The organism is Cohaesibacter marisflavi, assembly GCF_963665895.2.
GTDB classification, from domain to species: Bacteria; Pseudomonadota; Alphaproteobacteria; order Rhizobiales; family Cohaesibacteraceae; genus Cohaesibacter; species Cohaesibacter marisflavi.
The window spans coordinates 2,290,537-2,306,834 of the sequence record NZ_OY762534.1 but is presented as its reverse complement, the minus strand read 5'-3'; the positions used below and the strand labels follow the sequence as shown (position 1 = coordinate 2,306,834).

The following is a 16,298-nucleotide window of genomic DNA, read 5'->3' as shown; positions in this document are numbered from 1 at the left end:
GCGCAGTTAGCTATTTTGGGCGGGTGCGGCCTATCCGCGTTCCTTTTCGATGGCCATTTGGGTGCGCATGTCCGCGATCTGCTGCTCCAGAGCCTTATGTCTGAGTGGATCCTTGACTTGGTCAAGGCGCTTGAGCAGCGCTTGCAGCTTGCCATTCAGCAACACATAGGCCGGTTTGCCGCCTTGTTCGCGCACCACGCGCGCCAGCAGATCATCCTCAGAGAGGTCAAGATCAGAGAGGGGCTGCCCTGCGTTGGGCAGATTGGAAAGATCTCCATTGTCCAGTGCTTCCTGAATGCGCTGTTCAATCAGATGATCGAGAGGATGTTTCACCATTTGCCAGTGTCCATGCTTGAGAAACGCCAGACATTTTCGCTCCGGAGAATGGTTGAAAAGAATAAAGCTCGATGTCTGTGACAAAATGTCTGCGTCTGAGTGAGTAAAATCGCCGTGATTAGGAAAAGTGAAGGGGAAAAATTTACCTTTTTCTAACCCGAAATGTAGAAAGATTACGGAAACATAATGAATTTTAAGAAGACCCCGCACCGGAGCCTACCTAAATGTCCCGCCTTTTTCGCAGTATTTCGAGCCGCCTATATGCGCTCGTCGCCTTCTTTGTTTTGTCCTTTTTGGTTTTGCTGGGCTACCAGCTGGTAAATCTGGATACCAACCTGAATGGCTTTAAACGCCATGAAATTCAGAGTGTCGTCGATGCCGCCTATAATGTTGCAGATACTTTCTACAAGAAAACCCAAAGCGGCGAATTGACTGAAGAAGAAGCCCAGCTCAGAGCCAAGACTGCTCTTCGAGGCATGAAATATCAAGGCAAGGACTATGTTTTTGTCTATGATGAGACCGGCACGAATCTTGTTCACCCGGCCAAGCCGCAAAGCGAAAATACCAACTTGATGCAGGCTCAGGACGGCAACGGCAAATATCACGTCAGAGAATTTATCGAAAAGGCAACGCAGAATGGCGAAGCTTATGTAGATTATGTTTGGGATGATAAGAATGGTGTCTTTCATGACAAGATTTCCTTCGTCAAGAATTTTCGCGCTTGGGGCTGGATTCTCGGCTCTGGCGTGCTGTTGGAAGATGTCCAGCAGGCCTTCTGGAAAGCTGCCACGATTTCCGGCCTGATCGCCTTGTTGCTGGTCGCTGTTGCCGGTGGCTTCGGCTTTTTCCTTGCCCGTTCGATTGCGCGGCCCATTTCTCTTCTCAATCAGGATATTGTTGCCATTGGCGACAACAATCTCGACATTGAAGTTGCCGGGCAGAACCGCAATGACGAAGTGGGGGCCATGAGCCGGGCCGTTGAGGGCTTCCGCGTAGGGGCAATTGAACGGCAGCGTCTTGCCGAACTGGAAAAAGAGAATAATGCAGAGAGCATTCGCAAAGCCGAGCGTATTGCGGAGCTGATTACCATGTTCCGGGAAAGCGTCGGGCAGAATCTTGGCGCCGTAGCTGTCCAGATCGACGAAATGGAGCAGGCTGCGGATAAGCTGGAAGAAATTGCCAGCCAGACAGAAGACAGCTCTTCGCAGGCTTCGGCATCCAGTCAGGATGCGTCTGCCAACGTCCATTCTGTGGCATCTGCCGCCGAAGAATTAACCGCTTCAATCAACGAAATCATGCAGCAGGCTGTCCGTAGTAAAGAAGTCGTGGCCGTTGCGACCGAGGATACCAAGATCTCCAACGGCAAGGTCGCCGAACTGGATGATGCCTCCCGCAAGATCGGCGAGGTGGTTAGCCTTATTCAGGCCATTGCCGAACAGACCAACCTACTGGCCCTTAACGCCACCATCGAAGCAGCACGTGCCGGAGAAGCTGGCAAGGGCTTTGCTGTTGTGGCAGCTGAAGTCAAGGAACTTGCAACCCAGACTTCCAAGGCGACAGAGGAAATCAGCAGCCTGATCAACGCCATCCAGACATCAAGCGGTGAAACGGTGGATTCTATTGCCAAGATTGCTCGCGTCATGGAAGAAGTGGACGGCTATACCTCGGCGATTGCAACGGCTGTGGAACAGCAGGGCGCGGCAACGGGCGAGATTGCCACCAACGTCCAGCAGGCAGCAGACAGCACGCACTCTGCTTCCAGCAACATGCATATGGTGTCCGAGAAAACGGCCCAGACGACAGAATCCGCGCATCTTGTCAAAGGCGCCTCTGGCGAACTCAACAAGAGCGCTGACTCTCTCAAGAAGAATATCGAAAAATTCCTTGCGGATGTTTCGGCAGCCTGACGGCGCCAAGGCAGCAAAAGATTTCAAACAAGAGCCCAAGGGAGTGCGGTTTATCACTGCGCTCCTTTTTGTTTGGAGCCGCAGTCACAGGTGAACCGGGCCAAACCCGAGAAGCCGGATATTCATTCCATCGTTGAGCTCTTGTCAGCCTAAATGCCGAAATAGTCCTTGAGGCCGGAGAGGGCATTTTCCATGGCGACTGCGGCCAGCAGCATGCCCATCACACGACTGATCACACTGGCGCCATTTCTGCCGATCACCTTCTGCGCATAGCTTGCCACCAGTAGGAGGGCGGCGGTGATCAGAATGACGCTAAGCATGAGCCCTGTTGTAATCATCTGTTGGGTAATGGGAAATTTCGAGTTTTCCGTCAGCAACACCGCAGCCAACATAGCTCCGGGGCTCGCTATGGAGGGAATTGCCAGCGGGTAGAAGGCCAGATCGTGGGCGTTTTTGAGTTCCAGCTCCGCCTCTGGCTTGCCTGCGCCAAAGATCATCGTCAGCGCAAACAGGAACAGCACGATGGCACCGGAAATCTGAAAGGCTGGCAGCGGAATGCCAAGAGAGGTCAGAATGACTTCCCCTGCAATGACAAAGAAACAGAGAACGGCAGCAGCCACTGTGCAGGCCTTGATGATGACCTGTCGACGCTCTCGCCCATCCATGCCCGACGTCACTGCCATGAAAACGGGAATTGTCCCGATTGGGTCTACAACAGCGAAAAAACTGACAAAAATCGAAATGAGGCGAGGATAGTCTAGGTCCATTGGCGTTCTTTATTGTGAGCGGAGCCTTCCCGGCTCGGCGGTGTTTGAAGAGATATGATGACCATCGTCCGGCATGAAGCCTTGGTGAAAAGGCTGCATGTGTCGAGCGCGGACGATATTCAACGCATATGCATATAGGATTGTTCATTGAAAAGAGGCCAATGAACGGCACTTAAACAGGCTTTCAAGACGAGTGAGGCCGCATTCTGCGCGGCCTGCACGCCAGATCCTGCATCATGTCTCTCTATCAGGCAGTCAGGTGCGTGTGCCGCCAACCGTAATGCCGTCAATTCTGAGTGTGGGCTGACCAACGCCCACCGGCACGCCTTGGCCCTGCTTGCCGCACGTGCCGATGCCGGTATCCAGTTCCATGTCGTTACCGATCATGGAAATGCGCTTCATGGCTTCCGGGCCGTTGCCGATCAGGGTTGCACCTTTGACCGGCGCACCGACCTTGCCGTCTTCAATGAGATAGGCTTCCGTGCAGGAGAAGACGAACTTGCCCGATGTAATATCCACCTGACCGCCGCCGAAATTCACCGCATAAATGCCGTTCTTGACGGACTTGACGATTTCTTCGGGCTCGTGCTCGCCCGCTTCCATAATGGTGTTGGTCATGCGTGGCATGGGCAGATGTGCATAGGACTGACGGCGCCCGTTGCCGGTCGAGCTGGTGCCCATCAGGCGACCATTCTGCCGGTCCTGCATGTAGCCAACCAGAATGCCATCCTCAATCAGCGTTGTGCGCTGGGAAGGGGTGCCTTCGTCATCGATATTGAGCGAGCCGCGCTTGCCGCGAATGGTACCATCATCCACCACCGTTACTCCCTTGGCGGCGACCTGCTGGCCCATCAGTTCGGAAAAGGCCGAGCTCTTGCGCCGGTTGAAGTCACCTTCTAGGCCATGGCCTACGGCTTCATGCAGCAGCACGCCGGGCCAGCCGGGGCCAAGCACCACATCCAGCTCGCCAGCCGGAGCGGCAACGGCTTCTAGATTGACCAGAGCCTGCCGGATGGCTTCATCGGTGGCGTTGCGCCAACCGCCTTCAAGGCCATTGGCCTCAAGAAAGAATTCATAACTGTTGCGCCCACCAAAGCCGTGGCTGCCGGCCTCCTTGCGGTCACCTTCGCCCACGACAACGGACACATTGAGCCGCACCAGCGGGCGCACGTCTTCAAACCACTGCCCGTTCGGGCGTAGAATGCCAACACGCCGCCAGTTGCCAACCAGCGAAGCGGAAACCTGCCGAACGCGCGGATCCTTTTCGCGGGCATAGGCGTCGATTTCTTCCAGAAGGGCGATCTTCTTGCCAAGCGTCAGGTCATCCACCGGGTTAAACCCTCGATAGATGGTGTGGTTGGCTTTGGGAGGGGCCATGTCCCACACGCCTTCATAGCCATCGGCGACACCACGCACAGAGTCTGCCGCCCGCCGGATAGCGCCCATATTGAGCTCGCCCGAATGGGCATAGCCGGCCATTTCGCCTGCAACTGCGCGCAGGCCAAAACCCTGTCCGGTGTCAAAGGCGGAGCTTTTGAGCCGTCCGTTGTCAAAGACGAGGCTTTCCGATTGCGTCTGTTCGAAAAAAAGTTCGCCGTCATCAGCGCCATGCACGGTATCGGCCAAAACCTGCCTCACCTGATCCTTATCGAGCCCGTAACTTTCGAGCATATCCTTGCCTTCGCCCTTGATGAGACTTGAGGCAGGCGAGATCGCCTGAAGGGAAGCTGGCAAAGTCGTTGATAAAGAATGCATGGTGACCCCGCGGTGATGATTACAATTGTGTGACTATACTTATTCTAGACATAAGACCCTTGGCGACCAATATCCAGTTAAAGAATTAAATAATAGAAATTTCTTCGCTTAAAGGCCTGTGGAAGCAACGCATGCGAACACTGTAAATGTGTCCGTTTTTTGAAGAATGTTGCTGCGGATTAAAATTAAACCGGGCGTTAACCATGTTTCGGTAAATTCATTAACTATGAAGGCTAACCATACGCAAAACCTGCCAATGAGGGCAAATCAGCCCGGTGAGGGGAGAACGTCGATGAGAGGAGTGGGGCCATGATCAGCGGTGCATCAAGCTACATGCCCATCTTCCGCATCAGTAACGCCGATGCTGTCGACATGATGATCGAGAAGTATGATCTGGATAAATCCGGCGATCTGAATGTCGACGAAGCGCAGAATGTTCCCATTCTCAGTCGCAAGAATTTCGAAACCGCCGACAGCTTCGGTGATGGCAAGCTGACCGAGAAGGAATTCATGACCTATCTCGATCAGATGAAATTGGAAATTGGGCAGGGCAGCGCGACCAATCCGATGGCTCTCCTGATGGGTGGTTCTCCCATCAACGAGGATGTTTTTTCCCAGATTGTGTCAGAAGTATCGAACAACGAGGGCAAGCAGAATTTTATCGACTATATGCTCCATCTGACCAAGGAATATGAAGCCGCGATGAAAGCGCCCGTGGATGAAGAAGGCTCCAGCGTGGATCTATCTGCCTGACAAGATCCTGATCGATTGCCCTTTATGAATAAAAAGCCCCCGTCATTGATCCCTTAAGATCGGCGGGGGCTTTTTTTATTCGCGCTTGAAGGGCAAAGTTGGAGGCTGCCGGTCAAGCAGCCTTCACGCCATTTTGTCGGTTCTGCTCGCGAATGGTTGAGAGGAACGCATCAACCTGTTTCGAGAGATTGGCAATCTGGGTTTCCAAATCGGCGGCATGGATCGACATGTCGTCAGCAGCCTGATCATTCTCCATGGCCAGATTGTTGAGTGCTTCGGCATTGTCCGTCACCTGAAGGCTATTCTGGGCTGCTTCGGAAATGCTGCAGCTGATTTCCTGCGATGCAGCGCCCTGTTGCTCGACAGCCGAAGCGATGGTGCTGGAAATGCGGTTGAGCTGACCAATCGTGCCATCCACATGCTCAATTGCGACCACTGCATCTGAGATGGTGTGTTGGATGGTATTGATCTGCTCAGCAATCTCTTCGGTTGCCTTTCCTGTCTGGGAGGCAAGATCCTTGACCTCGGCAGCAACCACTGCAAAGCCGCGTCCTGCTTCGCCAGCGCGTGCAGCCTCGATGGTCGCGTTGAGCGCCAGCAAGTTGGTTTGTTCGGCGATATCCTTGATGAGGCCTACAATCTGGCCGATGGCCTTGGACGATTGCGAGAGGGAACCGATCACGCTGGTGGCCTTCTGCACCTCGTTCACAGCTGTGCGGGAATAATTGTTGGTCTCGTCGATCTGGCAGGCGATTTCCGCAATAGATGTGGTCATCTCTTCCGAAGCGCCCGCAACGGTCTGCACATTGCTGCTTGAAGCAGCCATGGCTTCCGAGATTGATTTGACGCGATCACTATTCTCTTTGGAGCGGGTGGCGAGTTGTTCTGTCTGGTGGCCAAATCCGGTGGCAGCATGAGCTACCGTCTTGATGATCTGGCTGACAGAGCTGTCAAAACGGTCCGCCATGTCGAGCAGCATCTGGCGCTGTTGTTCTTCGTTGCGCTGCTTCTGCTCGGCTTGCTCCCGTTCCATGGCCTTTGTCTGTCTTGCGCCATCACGAAAGACAATCAGGGCACGACCAAGTGCTCCGATCTCGTCTCCGCGCTCGGTGTTCGGAATATCGACATTGAGATCGCCGTCAGCAAGCTTGCGGGTCGTGTTCACGGCCTTGCCAAGTGGTTTGGTAATGGAAAAGGCAGTGATTGCGGACAGCACGACAATGATCAGTGCGATCATTCCGGCGGAAAGCAGCAGCTTCTGGATATTGTTCTGATAAATCGTGTTCACATCGTCGATATAGACCCCGGTCACCACAATCCAGCCCCATGGAGCAAACATTTCTGCATAGGACATTTTAGGAGTGGCGTCTGTTTCCCCCGGTTTGGGCCAGACATATTCAAGTGCGCCGGCCCCTTGCTCCCGGGCGATCTGGATAAAGCTGCGGGTGGTGTAAGTGCCGTTCCGGTCTTTGGTGCCCGATACATCCTTGCCAACCAGATCCGGATTAACCGGGTGCATCAGCATGTGACCGCTGGTGTCGAGAATGAAAAAATAGTCACCCCCATTATAGCTCATCATGGAGATGGCTTCTTTGGCGCGCTGCTGGGCCTCTTCTTGCGACAGCTGCCCGCTTTTCGCCTGCTCATTGAATTTTTCGGCAATGTTGGTGGCTGATTCTATTAGATGCGCCAGTTCCGCTTCCTTGCTGGCCATCAGGTCGTCTCTGGACGTAAGACCTGACTGCACTGCCAATGCTGCGATGCCAATAGCCGAAAGCAAAACGATAGAAAAAATCTTTGCTTTTATGGATGTCACCCATTTTGGCAAGAATGAGAGCTGTTTGGTGGACATGGCCTAATCCTGGAGGGTAGGTAAGCACATTCACTTATATTTCAAAAAGGAATGTGGCTGATTGAGAAACGTAAACTAGTAAGCAATATATAAGTTAAAGAATGTGTAATTGTGTGAGTATTCGAATGTATGTTTGTTTCTTTTTGTTCTGTTTTTAAATAATGAGGTAAATTTCAGAAAATTACCTTCTTTTTATCAAGTAAAATTACTGAAAAAAGAAGAAAATATAGTCTGTGCATTGCATTCGTTCCTTCAGAAGGCTGCCGTTGTATGGCCTGCTGGCGTCCTTGGGCATGAGGCTTGATTTCATGCTGTCTGGTGAGCACACTGCATTTCGGCCCGATTCTAGCCGCTCGACGCCATTTATCCATTCTTCCTTGGCAGAGCGCCGGATAGTGCCACTTGGCATGAACGGCCGTTGCATGAGTGGGGCGAGCCCGCACTGACCATATATGGACCATATAAAGGACCAGACCGCGTTGGATGATAAGACCATTGTGACCGATCTTGCCTGCAAAGAGACTGCCGCCGCAGATGCATCCCTGCTTCTTGATTGGTATGACAGACATCACCGCACGTTGCCCTGGCGTACCTCGCCGGCGGATGCTGCGCTTGGCGTTTTGCCTGAGCCTTATCAAGTCTGGCTGAGCGAAATCATGCTCCAGCAGACAACGGTGGGAGCGGTGAAAGACTATTTTACTGCTTTTCTTGCGCGCTGGCCCACGGTTACTGATCTGGCATCCGCCGATGAAGACGACATCCTGAAGGCGTGGGCAGGGCTTGGATATTATTCCCGTGCCCGTAATCTGCACAAATGCGCCCGCACCGTGGTGGACGAGTATAGCGGACGCTTCCCCGAAACAGTCCCCGAGCTGAAATCTCTGCCCGGCATTGGCGATTATACCGCTGCGGCCATTGCTGCCATTGCCTTTGATGAACCGGTGGCCGTGGTCGATGGCAATATTGAGCGCATCATCGCGCGGCTTTATCGCATAGACGAAGCGCTGCCCGCCGCCAAGAAGCCGATCAAGCAGAGGATGGGGGACCTCACCCCACAAGAGCGTCCGGGGGATTTCGCGCAAGCCATGATGGATCTGGGGGCCAGCCTGTGCAGCCCCAAAAAGCCGGCCTGTGCCCTTTGTCCCTTTACCGGTGCTTGTGCCGCTGAAGCCGTTGGCGATATGGAGCGTTATCCGGTGAAAGCACCCAAGAAGGAAAAACCGACCCGTCGCGGCGCGGCCTTTCTTATCCGGCGCGGCGATGGGGCTCTCTGGCTGATCAAGCGACCGGACAAGGGCCTGTTGGCTTCCATGGCAGCCGTGCCAACCACTGACTGGTTTGACAAAAAGGCCGGTGAGGGATTCGACCCTGCAACTGCGCTTGAAAAGGCACCTGACGGACTCGCATTTAGAAAGAAGACGGGGCAGGTAACCCATACCTTCACCCACTTCCATCTTTTGCTGGATATCTATGAAGCCGCAAGCGATGGCGCGAGGCCCACGCCAGAGGGGTGGTGGTCAACACCGCAAAGCATCAAGGGCGAAGCTTTACCGACCATCTTTCGAAAGGTCGTGGAGTTTGTTCCATGATAAAGGGAGCAAGGCAGCGTCAAGCGGATGATCCGGTGCTGGCCGATATTCTGGCTCTGATCCAGAAGAGCTTTGCCTATATGGACGGGCGCATTGATCCGCCCAGCTCCATGCTGGTGCTGACCATCGCCGATATCGCCCGCCAATGCGAGAGCGGCGAGGTCTGGTCCATCGGCGCTCCGGTGAAAGCCTGCGTCTTTCTCACCAGAAAGCCCGATTGTCTTTATCTGGGCAAGATGGCGGTTGCTTCTGAAGCACGCGGGCAGGGGCTTGGCGCGCAGCTGGTTGAGATTGCCGCGCAGAGAGCGCTTGCGCTGGGCTATCACACACTGGAATTGCAAACCCGCATCGAGCTGATTGAAAATTACCGGATCTTCGCTGCGCTTGGCTTCACCAAAACCGCTGAGACCGCCCATCCGGGTTATGATCGCGTCACCTCCATCACCATGCGCAAAGCAATCGGTGCCTGATGAGTAGCCCTGTTGGTCCTCTTTTTGCGGGGAAAATGCCACGCTCTTCCGTCTTCCTGCCTGTTGAAAGGATCCTGCATGTCTGACCGTTTCGCCAAAACACCCGAGCCGCCCTATTATGCCGTAATCTTCTCTAACCAGCTCAGGGATGAGCATGAAGGCTATGAAGCGATGGGCGATGCCATGTATAAACTCGCCCTTGAACAGCCCGGTTGCCTCGGGGCAGAAAGCACCCGCGATGGCGCGCTTTTCGGCATCACCGTTTCTTACTGGAAAGATGAGCAAAGCATCCTTGAATGGAAGCGCAATGCCGAACATCTGGCCGCCCAGCGCCTCGGGATCAAGGATTGGTATGCCCATTACGAACTGCGTGTGGCCAAGATCGAACGCGACTATTCTGGTCCGGAAGGCCGAGGCGAAGGGCTCTAGGGCTCTCCGATGCGCTGCTGCGTGGCTGTAAAAAATCCGTGGGATCGTAAAAGCCGTAATTGTCTTTGGATTATTTTCTGACTAAAGTCAGATAAATTGAAATGCCTGATAAGGCTGCCCTCTCCAAGGGAGAGCGAAAAGACAAGTTAGCAAGGGAGTCATCGGGATGCTGACAGATCCAGTTGCCCGCACACGCAGGTTTCATCGCGCCGTCACCACGGAAGCAGGGGTGCTTGATGCATCCTTTTTGGGGAGAGGGCGCCCGCTGGGGCCTGCCCGAGTGCTCAACGCTATTGGTCGCGGGATCACGGATATTGCTGAAATCCGAAATTACTTGCGGCTCGATTCCGGGCTGATGAGCCGTATTTTGCGCGGCTTGGAGGACGAAGGGTTGATCACCGTATCAGCCAGCGAAAGTGATGCCCGTCGCAGGATCGCTACCCTGTCTGCCGCGGGGCAGGAAGAATTCGCCGCCTATGAGGCTCTCTCGGATAAGCAGGCCGCCGATATCGTGGCCCGCCATCCGCATCCGGAAGTGCTGCTGCAGGCCATGGATGTGGTGGCCACGGCACTTGGCTTCGAGCGCACGGTGATAGAGCGTGTTTCGCCGCTGGACCCCCGCGCGGTGGTGTGCCTTGAAGCCTATTACGAAGAACTTGGTCGGAAGCTGAAGAGCGGCTTCGACGTCAACCTCTCGGCAGACCCGGAAGCATGCGACATGGAGCATCCGCGCGGCGCCTTCCTTTTGGCCATGCTGGATGGCATGCCCATCGGCTGCATTGGCCTTAAGGGAACGGACAAGGGCTATGCGGAGTTGAAGCGGCTCTGGATCGTCCCTTCAGCCCGTGGCATGGGGCTGGCCCAGCGCATGATGACCGAGGCGGAGAATGAGGCGAAAAGCCTTGGCATAAAATGTCTGCGGCTGGATACCAACAGCGTGCTCAGCGACGCCGTGGCCATGTATCACAAACTCGGCTGGAGCGAGATTGAGCGCTTTAATGAAGATCCCTATCCGGATCTGTTCTTTGAGAAGCGCATCTGACAGCCCCCCATAAACCCCAAATAAAAAGGCGACCATCGGGTCGCCTTCAGGTGGGTGAAATGTCTGAGGTCGCAATTGGGTCAGATCAAGCCGAGGTCACCTGCTACGCAAAACATCAGGCAGGCGACGGTGGGGCTTGAATGGATTTCACCGAAAAACCGGAACTTCGAACATCTCCTTGGTTAAATTCGACAGGCAGCTAAAAAGCCGCCCGTTACGCGGCGCTCTCAGGCTGCGTCGCGAATGATCTGGCGCAGGCTATCAATCGGCTCCTGTGCTCCATCCTTGTCAAAATGCCAGTAGGTCCAGCCGTTGCAGGCATCCAGCCCCTGGACCAGCGCCCCTACCTTGTGAATGGAGCCGGTATGGCTGCCCGAGACCAGCGAGCCATCGGCGCGCACCATGGCGGAAAATTTGCCGCGCTTGTCGGTGAGCTCTACACCCGGTTTGAGCAGGCCTTCTTCCAGCAGACGGCCAAACGGAATGCGCGGCGCTGCACGCTTGCTCTGGGTGGTTTTGAGCGCATCCAGATCCACAGGCTCGACCGCATCAATGCGGGCCTGAGCGGCTGCGATATAATCACGGTCGCGCTCGACGCCGATGAAGTGGCGGCCCAGCTTCTTGGCCACAGCGCCCGTGGTGCCGGTTCCGAAGAAGGGATCGAGCACAACGTCGCCCGGATTGGTCGAAGACAAAAGCACGCGATAGAGCAGGCTTTCCGGCTTCTGGGTCGGATGCACCTTCTTGCCATCGTCGCCCTTGAGACGTTCATGACCGGTGCAGATCGGCAGCGTCCAGTCAGAGCGCATCTGCACATCATCATTGAAGGCCTTTAGCGCTTCATAATTGAAGGTATATTTGGAACTCTTGTCGCGGCTCGCCCAGATCATGGTTTCATGCGCATTGGTAAAGCGCTTGCCGCGGAAATTCGGCATCGGGTTGGTTTTCATCCAGACCACGTCATTCAGGAGCCAGAAATTGATGTCCTGCATGATCGCGCCAACGCGGAAAATATTGTGATAGGAGCCAATGACCCAGATGGTACCGTTCGGCTTCAGGACGCGCTTGCAGGCCAGAAGCCAGGCGCGGGTAAAGGCATCATAGGCCTCGAAGCTTTCAAACTGGTCCCATGCATCGGTCACCCCGTCCACCTCGGACTGGTCCGGACGGGTCAAGCCGCCACCCAGCTGAAGATTATAGGGCGGATCGGCGAAAATCGCGTCAACGGAATGTTTGGGAAGTTTTTCCAGTTGGGCAACGCAGTCGCCCTTCATGATGGTATCAAGCCTATCGGCGAGGCCGGCTTCGGTCTGGTCGAAATCCGACCGTAGGGATACATTCGAACGCATACGCATACTCTACTCAACTGAATTACACCCAAGAGCAAATCCCGCGATTTTGACATCGGCGGCCATGCTGCAAACTGCCGGAGTGACACCCGATCTGACAACCTGTAAGGCAGCGACCAGATTGGAAATATCTTGAATGATCAAAACGCGATCACACTTCCGACATGGCTATCCTGAGCCATCATGGTAAACCAGCGGTTAAGCAAAAGCGTCAACTTGTGCATTTTTGCGCAAATTGATCCAATGCCCAAACCGGAGTCGAAAATTTATAGATAACAAAAGGTTAACGGAAGTTCTTCGAGGCCTGTCTCGTGCTTTGGAGCTGAAAGGGGGCGCAATCAGCCTTTTCCCGCCCTTCTTGGGGATTACTATGGGAAATCATGCACAAGTTGAAGCTCTACTGATTTTTCTTTATGGAAAGCGGCCAACTGCATGAAAAGAATCGCAAATTTGCCGCAATCTTTACTCTATCTCATTAATCTTGCGTAGTTAATCTGGATTAACTCTGCAAATCAGCTTAAATAATAAGCAGCACCCTTTTTGTTTGGCAGGAATGCCGGTATCGGGTGCCGTTGGTTGATCAGTCGGATAAACAGGATCGGCTGTTGGCATGAAGAAGAAACAAGACAGCAAAAGCAGTGCCGTTGATACACGGCTGAAAAAGACTGCCCAGACAGGCTTCCGCAAAAAGGGAGCGGTGCAACTGCGCGACGTGATAGGGTCGACCCTGACGCCGCTTTGCCGCAAACAGGGCTTTGCCTCCTCTGATATTCTGCGCTTCTGGGGCGAAATCGTCGGACCACAATTTGCCGAATGCACCGAGCCCGAACGCATTCGCTGGCCGCGTCGCGATGAGGCGCAAGGCTTCAAACCCGGTACACTGGTTCTGCATTGCGAAGGAGCCCAGTCGGTTTTTCTTCAGCATGAGCAGGCAACCATAATCCAGCGCGTCAACGCCTATTTCGGCTATCCGGCGATTGATCGAATCCAGATATTGCAGCGCCCTGTCAATGCCAAAACTCCAAAGCGCCCGGACCCGCTCCGCCCTTTGACCCTTACGGAAGCCGATGCGCTCGAACATCAGATCGAAGGGGTTAAGGACGACAAGATGGCAGAAGCTTTGCGTCGTCTCGGCCACGCAGTGCTGGCGCGCAACTAGGCACGCCAGAAGCCCGAGACCCACTTAAGACGACCTTGTGTTTCTGTTTTGGAGCGATTACCTTGCGCGATAACCAATTCAGGAATACATCATGACCGATATCATGCCTCTCGACAGGCAACTCTGCTTCTCGCTCTATTCGGCCTCTCTGGCCATGACCCAGCTTTACAAGCCTTTGCTGGAGCCACTTGGGCTGACCTATCCGCAATATCTGATCATGTTGATCCTGTGGGAACATGACGGCGTGAGCCTGAAGGATATCGGCACAAAGCTTGGCCAGAAGTCGGGCGCCTTGACCCCTGTACTCAAGCGCCTTGAACAGGATGGACTGGTCGAACGCGTCCGCGATGAAAAGGATGAGCGTGCCCTCAACATCCGCCTGACGGAGAAGGGCAAGGAGCTGCGCACAGAGGCTGCCAAGGTTGGCCCCTGTGTGGCCGAAGCCTGCGGTATGCCGATTCCGGAGCTTGTGGAGCTGAAAGCAAAGCTGGAAGTCTTGCGCAAGAATCTGCTGAAAGCCCAAAACTAGCTCGTCCCCCAATCTTTAGAAAAAGCCCGATACCGTCTGGCTTAGACCTATGTGCTACTTGAAAATAATTATCGCAATAACTAAATTGAGTGCATCTGACCGATGAATTGCGACACAAACCATAGGAGAGGAAACAGCTATGAAAGTTCTTTACAGCACAAGCGCAACAGCCACCGGAGGCCGTGAAGGCTCCGCCAAATCTGAAGATGGCCTGCTCAACGTCACCCTTGTCACACCAAAAGAGCTTGGCGGCGCTGGTGGCAACGGCACCAACCCTGAGCAGATGTTTGCAGCGGGTTATGCAGCCTGTTTTCTCAGCGCCGTAAAGCTGATTGCCTCACAGGAGAAGGTGACACTGACAGATCCGACCATTACTGCCGAGGTCGGTATCGGTAACAACGACAACGGCGAAGGATTCTCGCTGAAAGTGGATCTGGTTGCAGATCTCAAGGGTGTTGACGCGGAAACGGCCACCAAGCTGGTAGAGAAGGCCCATCAGGTCTGCCCATATTCCAACGCTACCCGTAACAATATCGAAGTAAGCGTTGCGGCCAAATAGCAAGCTCAGCCTGCCTGAAATGCAAAAAGACCAATAATATTGACCAGACAAGAGGTGCGCCACACAAGGCGCACCTTTTCTTGTAATGCAGGCTGTTTACTTTCCCTCTAAGTAGTACCATCTATTCTATTGAGGGCAGCAATTGAAATCATCACGCCAAAGAAGCGAGGCCCAACAACAAGGGGAAGCCAACAATGCCGACGTCGGAGCAGTTCTGGGACAAGATGGCCAGCGATTACGCCGCCAAGCCCATCAAGAATATGGATGCCTATTCAAAGACGCTTGAGCGCACGCGCCTTTACCTCCATTCCGATGACACTGTTCTGGAACTGGGCTGTGGATCTGGCTCGACCGCCTTGCTCCTGTCCAGACATGTCGGCCATATCTGGGCCAGCGATCTGTCGTCCCGTCTGGTGGAAATCGGCAGGGAAAAGGCCAAAGAGCAAAAGGTGGAGAATGTCGAGTTCGTGCATGCGGACATGTATGACGAAGCACTGGCCGCCAATGCCCCCTATGACTGCATCTGGGCCTTCAATTTCATGCATCTGTTGGAAGATATACCCGCTGGCATTAAGCATATGAACCAGCTGTTGAAGCCCGGAGGTGTGCTTATCTCCAAAACAGGGTGCCTTGCCGGGCGGTATAGCCTGCTGCGTATTCCGATCACGATCATGCAATGGCTGGGCAAGGCTCCCCATGTGAGCTATATTTCAGCTGCACGCCTTGAAGCTGTAATGGTGGATCAGGGCTTCGAGATTCTGGAGTCTTGTACCTTCCCAAAGGCTGCGGAAACGCGCTTCGTTGTAGCGCGTAAACTATAGAATTTATTGGCAATTTTCGAAATGTTGAAAATTACAAATTTGTAACGAACGGCATTTTGTCGCGCCTTGCCCTCTCATCGCCAAAATGTGATTGGATAGGGTATCTCTGTAACAGGACTGCCGGGGCATTCTCGCTATGATGCTGGCAAATGTCCCCAACGACCAAAACGCAACCCTTAAGGAAATAAATCATGGCTTTGAACCGTAGAAAATTTCTGATAACCGGCGCAAAAGCAACCGCAGGCTTCGTTGCCCTGGCAGGACTTCCCCTTGCAATGGCCGCACCCGCAGCCGCTGAAACCTACCCTCTTGAGGAAATGCTCAAGAAAACCGGCGATCTGGAAGACATTGCTGTAGGGCAGGAAGATGCACCCATTACTATTATTGAATATTTTTCAATGACCTGTAGCCATTGCGCTCATTTCCATGGCACGACCTACAAATATCTCAAGGAAAAATATATCGACACCGGCAAGATGCGCTTCATTCTGCGTGAATTCCCGCTTGATCCGCTGGCAACCGCAGGCGCTATGCTGGCCCGACGGACGCCCGGTGGCAAGGCAACGGCCATGATCGATCTTTTGCTCAGCCAGCAGCGCAACTGGGCCTTCACCGATGATCCTGTAGGCAACCTTCAGCGTTTTGCCAAATTGGCCGGTTTTTCACAGGAAAGCTTCGAGAAAGCCGTTTCTGACGATAAATTGCTGGACGACATCGAAGCAGTACGTGAACGTGGACAGAAAGAATTCGGAATCAATTCAACGCCAACCTTCTTTGTGAATGGTGAAAAGCATATCGGAGCCCTGTCGAGTGACGAATTCGACAAGATTTTGGAGCCATTGCTGTAATTTGATATCCGTTGGCGGGGAATCCCCCGCCGACCCTTTAAGGGCGCCTGCCTTTTCCCCTTTCATACTGAGTATGCTGGGGCAAGGGCTGCGCCCTTTTGCGTTGAATAGTCTGTCGTTCCCCTTCGCCGTC

General features: G+C 53.9%; 16 protein-coding genes. 11 read left to right on the top strand and 5 right to left on the bottom strand.

Annotated features, from left to right (window positions below; all coding sequences use genetic code 11):
* Positions 1-30 precede the first annotated feature (30 nt).
* Positions 31-336, bottom strand: coding sequence for a DnaJ family domain-containing protein (locus tag ACKPCT_RS11550; RefSeq protein ID WP_090070793.1), 306 nt, complete (start codon positions 334-336; stop codon positions 31-33).
* Positions 337-560: 224 nt separating this feature from the next.
* Between ACKPCT_RS11550 and ACKPCT_RS11545 the strand changes: the two genes are divergently transcribed.
* Positions 561-2,243, top strand: a complete 1,683-nt coding sequence (locus ACKPCT_RS11545) for a methyl-accepting chemotaxis protein (RefSeq protein WP_319569267.1) — start codon at positions 561-563, stop codon at positions 2,241-2,243.
* A gap of 149 nt (positions 2,244-2,392) precedes the next feature.
* Here ACKPCT_RS11545 and ACKPCT_RS11540 read toward each other — a convergent pair whose 3' ends face one another.
* A complete protein-coding gene (locus tag ACKPCT_RS11540; RefSeq protein ID WP_090070789.1) occupies positions 2,393-3,010 on the bottom strand; it encodes a MarC family protein in 618 nt (205 codons plus the stop codon).
* Between the two features lie 255 nt (positions 3,011-3,265).
* Complete coding sequence (gene tldD, locus ACKPCT_RS11535; protein WP_319569418.1) at positions 3,266-4,681, bottom strand: metalloprotease TldD; 1,416 nt, start codon at positions 4,679-4,681, stop codon at positions 3,266-3,268.
* 393 nt (positions 4,682-5,074) lie between these two features.
* Here tldD and ACKPCT_RS11530 point away from each other — a divergent pair, with 393 nt between their 5' ends.
* Complete coding sequence (locus tag ACKPCT_RS11530) at positions 5,075-5,518, top strand: hypothetical protein (RefSeq protein ID WP_090070787.1); 444 nt, start codon at positions 5,075-5,077, stop codon at positions 5,516-5,518.
* A 112-nt stretch (positions 5,519-5,630) separates the two neighbouring features.
* Here ACKPCT_RS11530 and ACKPCT_RS11525 read toward each other — a convergent pair whose 3' ends face one another.
* Positions 5,631-7,370 carry a methyl-accepting chemotaxis protein gene (locus ACKPCT_RS11525; RefSeq protein WP_319569266.1) on the bottom strand — a complete coding sequence of 580 codons (1,740 nt, stop codon included), beginning with the start codon at positions 7,368-7,370 and terminating at the stop codon, positions 5,631-5,633.
* 452 nt (positions 7,371-7,822) lie between these two features.
* On the opposite strand from ACKPCT_RS11525, the gene mutY reads away from it, so the two are divergent.
* The 4 genes from mutY to ACKPCT_RS11505 all read left to right on the top strand — a co-directional run bounded on the left by mutY (position 7,823) and on the right by ACKPCT_RS11505 (position 10,900).
* Positions 7,823-8,959, top strand: coding sequence for an A/G-specific adenine glycosylase (gene mutY / locus ACKPCT_RS11520; RefSeq protein ID WP_319569265.1), 1,137 nt, complete (start codon positions 7,823-7,825; stop codon positions 8,957-8,959).
* Positions 8,956-9,429, top strand: a complete 474-nt coding sequence (locus tag ACKPCT_RS11515) for a GNAT family N-acetyltransferase (protein ID WP_319569264.1) — start codon at positions 8,956-8,958, stop codon at positions 9,427-9,429. The genes mutY and ACKPCT_RS11515 overlap by 4 nt, the downstream gene beginning before the upstream one ends.
* A 78-nt stretch (positions 9,430-9,507) precedes the next feature.
* A complete protein-coding gene (locus ACKPCT_RS11510) occupies positions 9,508-9,858 on the top strand; it encodes an antibiotic biosynthesis monooxygenase family protein (RefSeq protein ID WP_319569263.1) in 351 nt (116 codons plus the stop codon).
* 166 nt (positions 9,859-10,024) lie between these two features.
* Positions 10,025-10,900 carry a bifunctional helix-turn-helix transcriptional regulator/GNAT family N-acetyltransferase gene (locus tag ACKPCT_RS11505; RefSeq protein WP_319569262.1) on the top strand — a complete coding sequence of 292 codons (876 nt, stop codon included), beginning with the start codon at positions 10,025-10,027 and terminating at the stop codon, positions 10,898-10,900.
* Between the two features lie 227 nt (positions 10,901-11,127).
* Here the strand turns inward: ACKPCT_RS11505 and ACKPCT_RS11500 are convergent, their stop codons facing one another.
* Positions 11,128-12,174, bottom strand: a complete 1,047-nt coding sequence (locus tag ACKPCT_RS11500) for a site-specific DNA-methyltransferase (RefSeq protein WP_210186709.1) — start codon at positions 12,172-12,174, stop codon at positions 11,128-11,130.
* A 685-nt stretch (positions 12,175-12,859) separates the two neighbouring features.
* Here ACKPCT_RS11500 and ACKPCT_RS11495 point away from each other — a divergent pair.
* From ACKPCT_RS11495 to ACKPCT_RS11475, 5 genes are all read left to right on the top strand, one after another.
* A complete protein-coding gene (locus tag ACKPCT_RS11495; protein WP_090070774.1) occupies positions 12,860-13,408 on the top strand; it encodes a DUF721 domain-containing protein in 549 nt (182 codons plus the stop codon).
* A 91-nt stretch (positions 13,409-13,499) separates the two neighbouring features.
* Complete coding sequence (locus tag ACKPCT_RS11490) at positions 13,500-13,937, top strand: MarR family winged helix-turn-helix transcriptional regulator (RefSeq protein ID WP_090070772.1); 438 nt, start codon at positions 13,500-13,502, stop codon at positions 13,935-13,937.
* Positions 13,938-14,076: 139 nt separating this feature from the next.
* The gene (locus ACKPCT_RS11485) at positions 14,077-14,496 is read left to right on the top strand and encodes an organic hydroperoxide resistance protein (protein WP_090070771.1); all 420 of its coding nucleotides are present in this window, start codon (positions 14,077-14,079) and stop codon (positions 14,494-14,496) included.
* A gap of 194 nt (positions 14,497-14,690) precedes the next feature.
* Positions 14,691-15,317: a class I SAM-dependent methyltransferase gene (locus ACKPCT_RS11480; RefSeq protein WP_090070769.1), complete on the top strand. Its 627-nt coding sequence runs from the start codon at positions 14,691-14,693 to the stop codon at positions 15,315-15,317.
* 191 nt (positions 15,318-15,508) lie between these two features.
* Positions 15,509-16,165, top strand: a complete 657-nt coding sequence (locus ACKPCT_RS11475) for a DsbA family protein (RefSeq protein ID WP_090070766.1) — start codon at positions 15,509-15,511, stop codon at positions 16,163-16,165.
* The last annotated feature ends 133 nt before the right edge of the window (positions 16,166-16,298 follow it).

Bases quoted from the DNA above. Each gene is read 5' to 3' on its own strand.
- ACKPCT_RS11550 (WP_090070793.1), bottom strand. From the start codon at position 336: ATGGTGAAACATCCTCTCGATCATCTGATTGAACAGCGCATTCAGGAA.
- ACKPCT_RS11545 (WP_319569267.1), top strand. From the start codon at position 561: ATGTCCCGCCTTTTTCGCAGTATTTCGAGCCGCCTATATGCGCTCGTC.
- ACKPCT_RS11540 (WP_090070789.1), bottom strand. From the start codon at position 3,010: ATGGACCTAGACTATCCTCGCCTCATTTCGATTTTTGTCAGTTTTTTC.
- tldD (WP_319569418.1), bottom strand. From the start codon at position 4,681: ATGCTCGAAAGTTACGGGCTCGATAAGGATCAGGTGAGGCAGGTTTTG.
- ACKPCT_RS11530 (WP_090070787.1), top strand. From the start codon at position 5,075: ATGATCAGCGGTGCATCAAGCTACATGCCCATCTTCCGCATCAGTAAC.
- ACKPCT_RS11525 (WP_319569266.1), bottom strand. From the start codon at position 7,370: ATGTCCACCAAACAGCTCTCATTCTTGCCAAAATGGGTGACATCCATA.
- mutY (WP_319569265.1), top strand. From the start codon at position 7,823: ATGGACCATATAAAGGACCAGACCGCGTTGGATGATAAGACCATTGTG.
- ACKPCT_RS11515 (WP_319569264.1), top strand. From the start codon at position 8,956: ATGATAAAGGGAGCAAGGCAGCGTCAAGCGGATGATCCGGTGCTGGCC.
- ACKPCT_RS11510 (WP_319569263.1), top strand. From the start codon at position 9,508: ATGTCTGACCGTTTCGCCAAAACACCCGAGCCGCCCTATTATGCCGTA.
- ACKPCT_RS11505 (WP_319569262.1), top strand. From the start codon at position 10,025: ATGCTGACAGATCCAGTTGCCCGCACACGCAGGTTTCATCGCGCCGTC.
- ACKPCT_RS11500 (WP_210186709.1), bottom strand. From the start codon at position 12,174: ATGAAGGGCGACTGCGTTGCCCAACTGGAAAAACTTCCCAAACATTCC.
- ACKPCT_RS11495 (WP_090070774.1), top strand. From the start codon at position 12,860: ATGAAGAAGAAACAAGACAGCAAAAGCAGTGCCGTTGATACACGGCTG.
- ACKPCT_RS11490 (WP_090070772.1), top strand. From the start codon at position 13,500: ATGACCGATATCATGCCTCTCGACAGGCAACTCTGCTTCTCGCTCTAT.
- ACKPCT_RS11485 (WP_090070771.1), top strand. From the start codon at position 14,077: ATGAAAGTTCTTTACAGCACAAGCGCAACAGCCACCGGAGGCCGTGAA.
- ACKPCT_RS11480 (WP_090070769.1), top strand. From the start codon at position 14,691: ATGCCGACGTCGGAGCAGTTCTGGGACAAGATGGCCAGCGATTACGCC.
- ACKPCT_RS11475 (WP_090070766.1), top strand. From the start codon at position 15,509: ATGGCTTTGAACCGTAGAAAATTTCTGATAACCGGCGCAAAAGCAACC.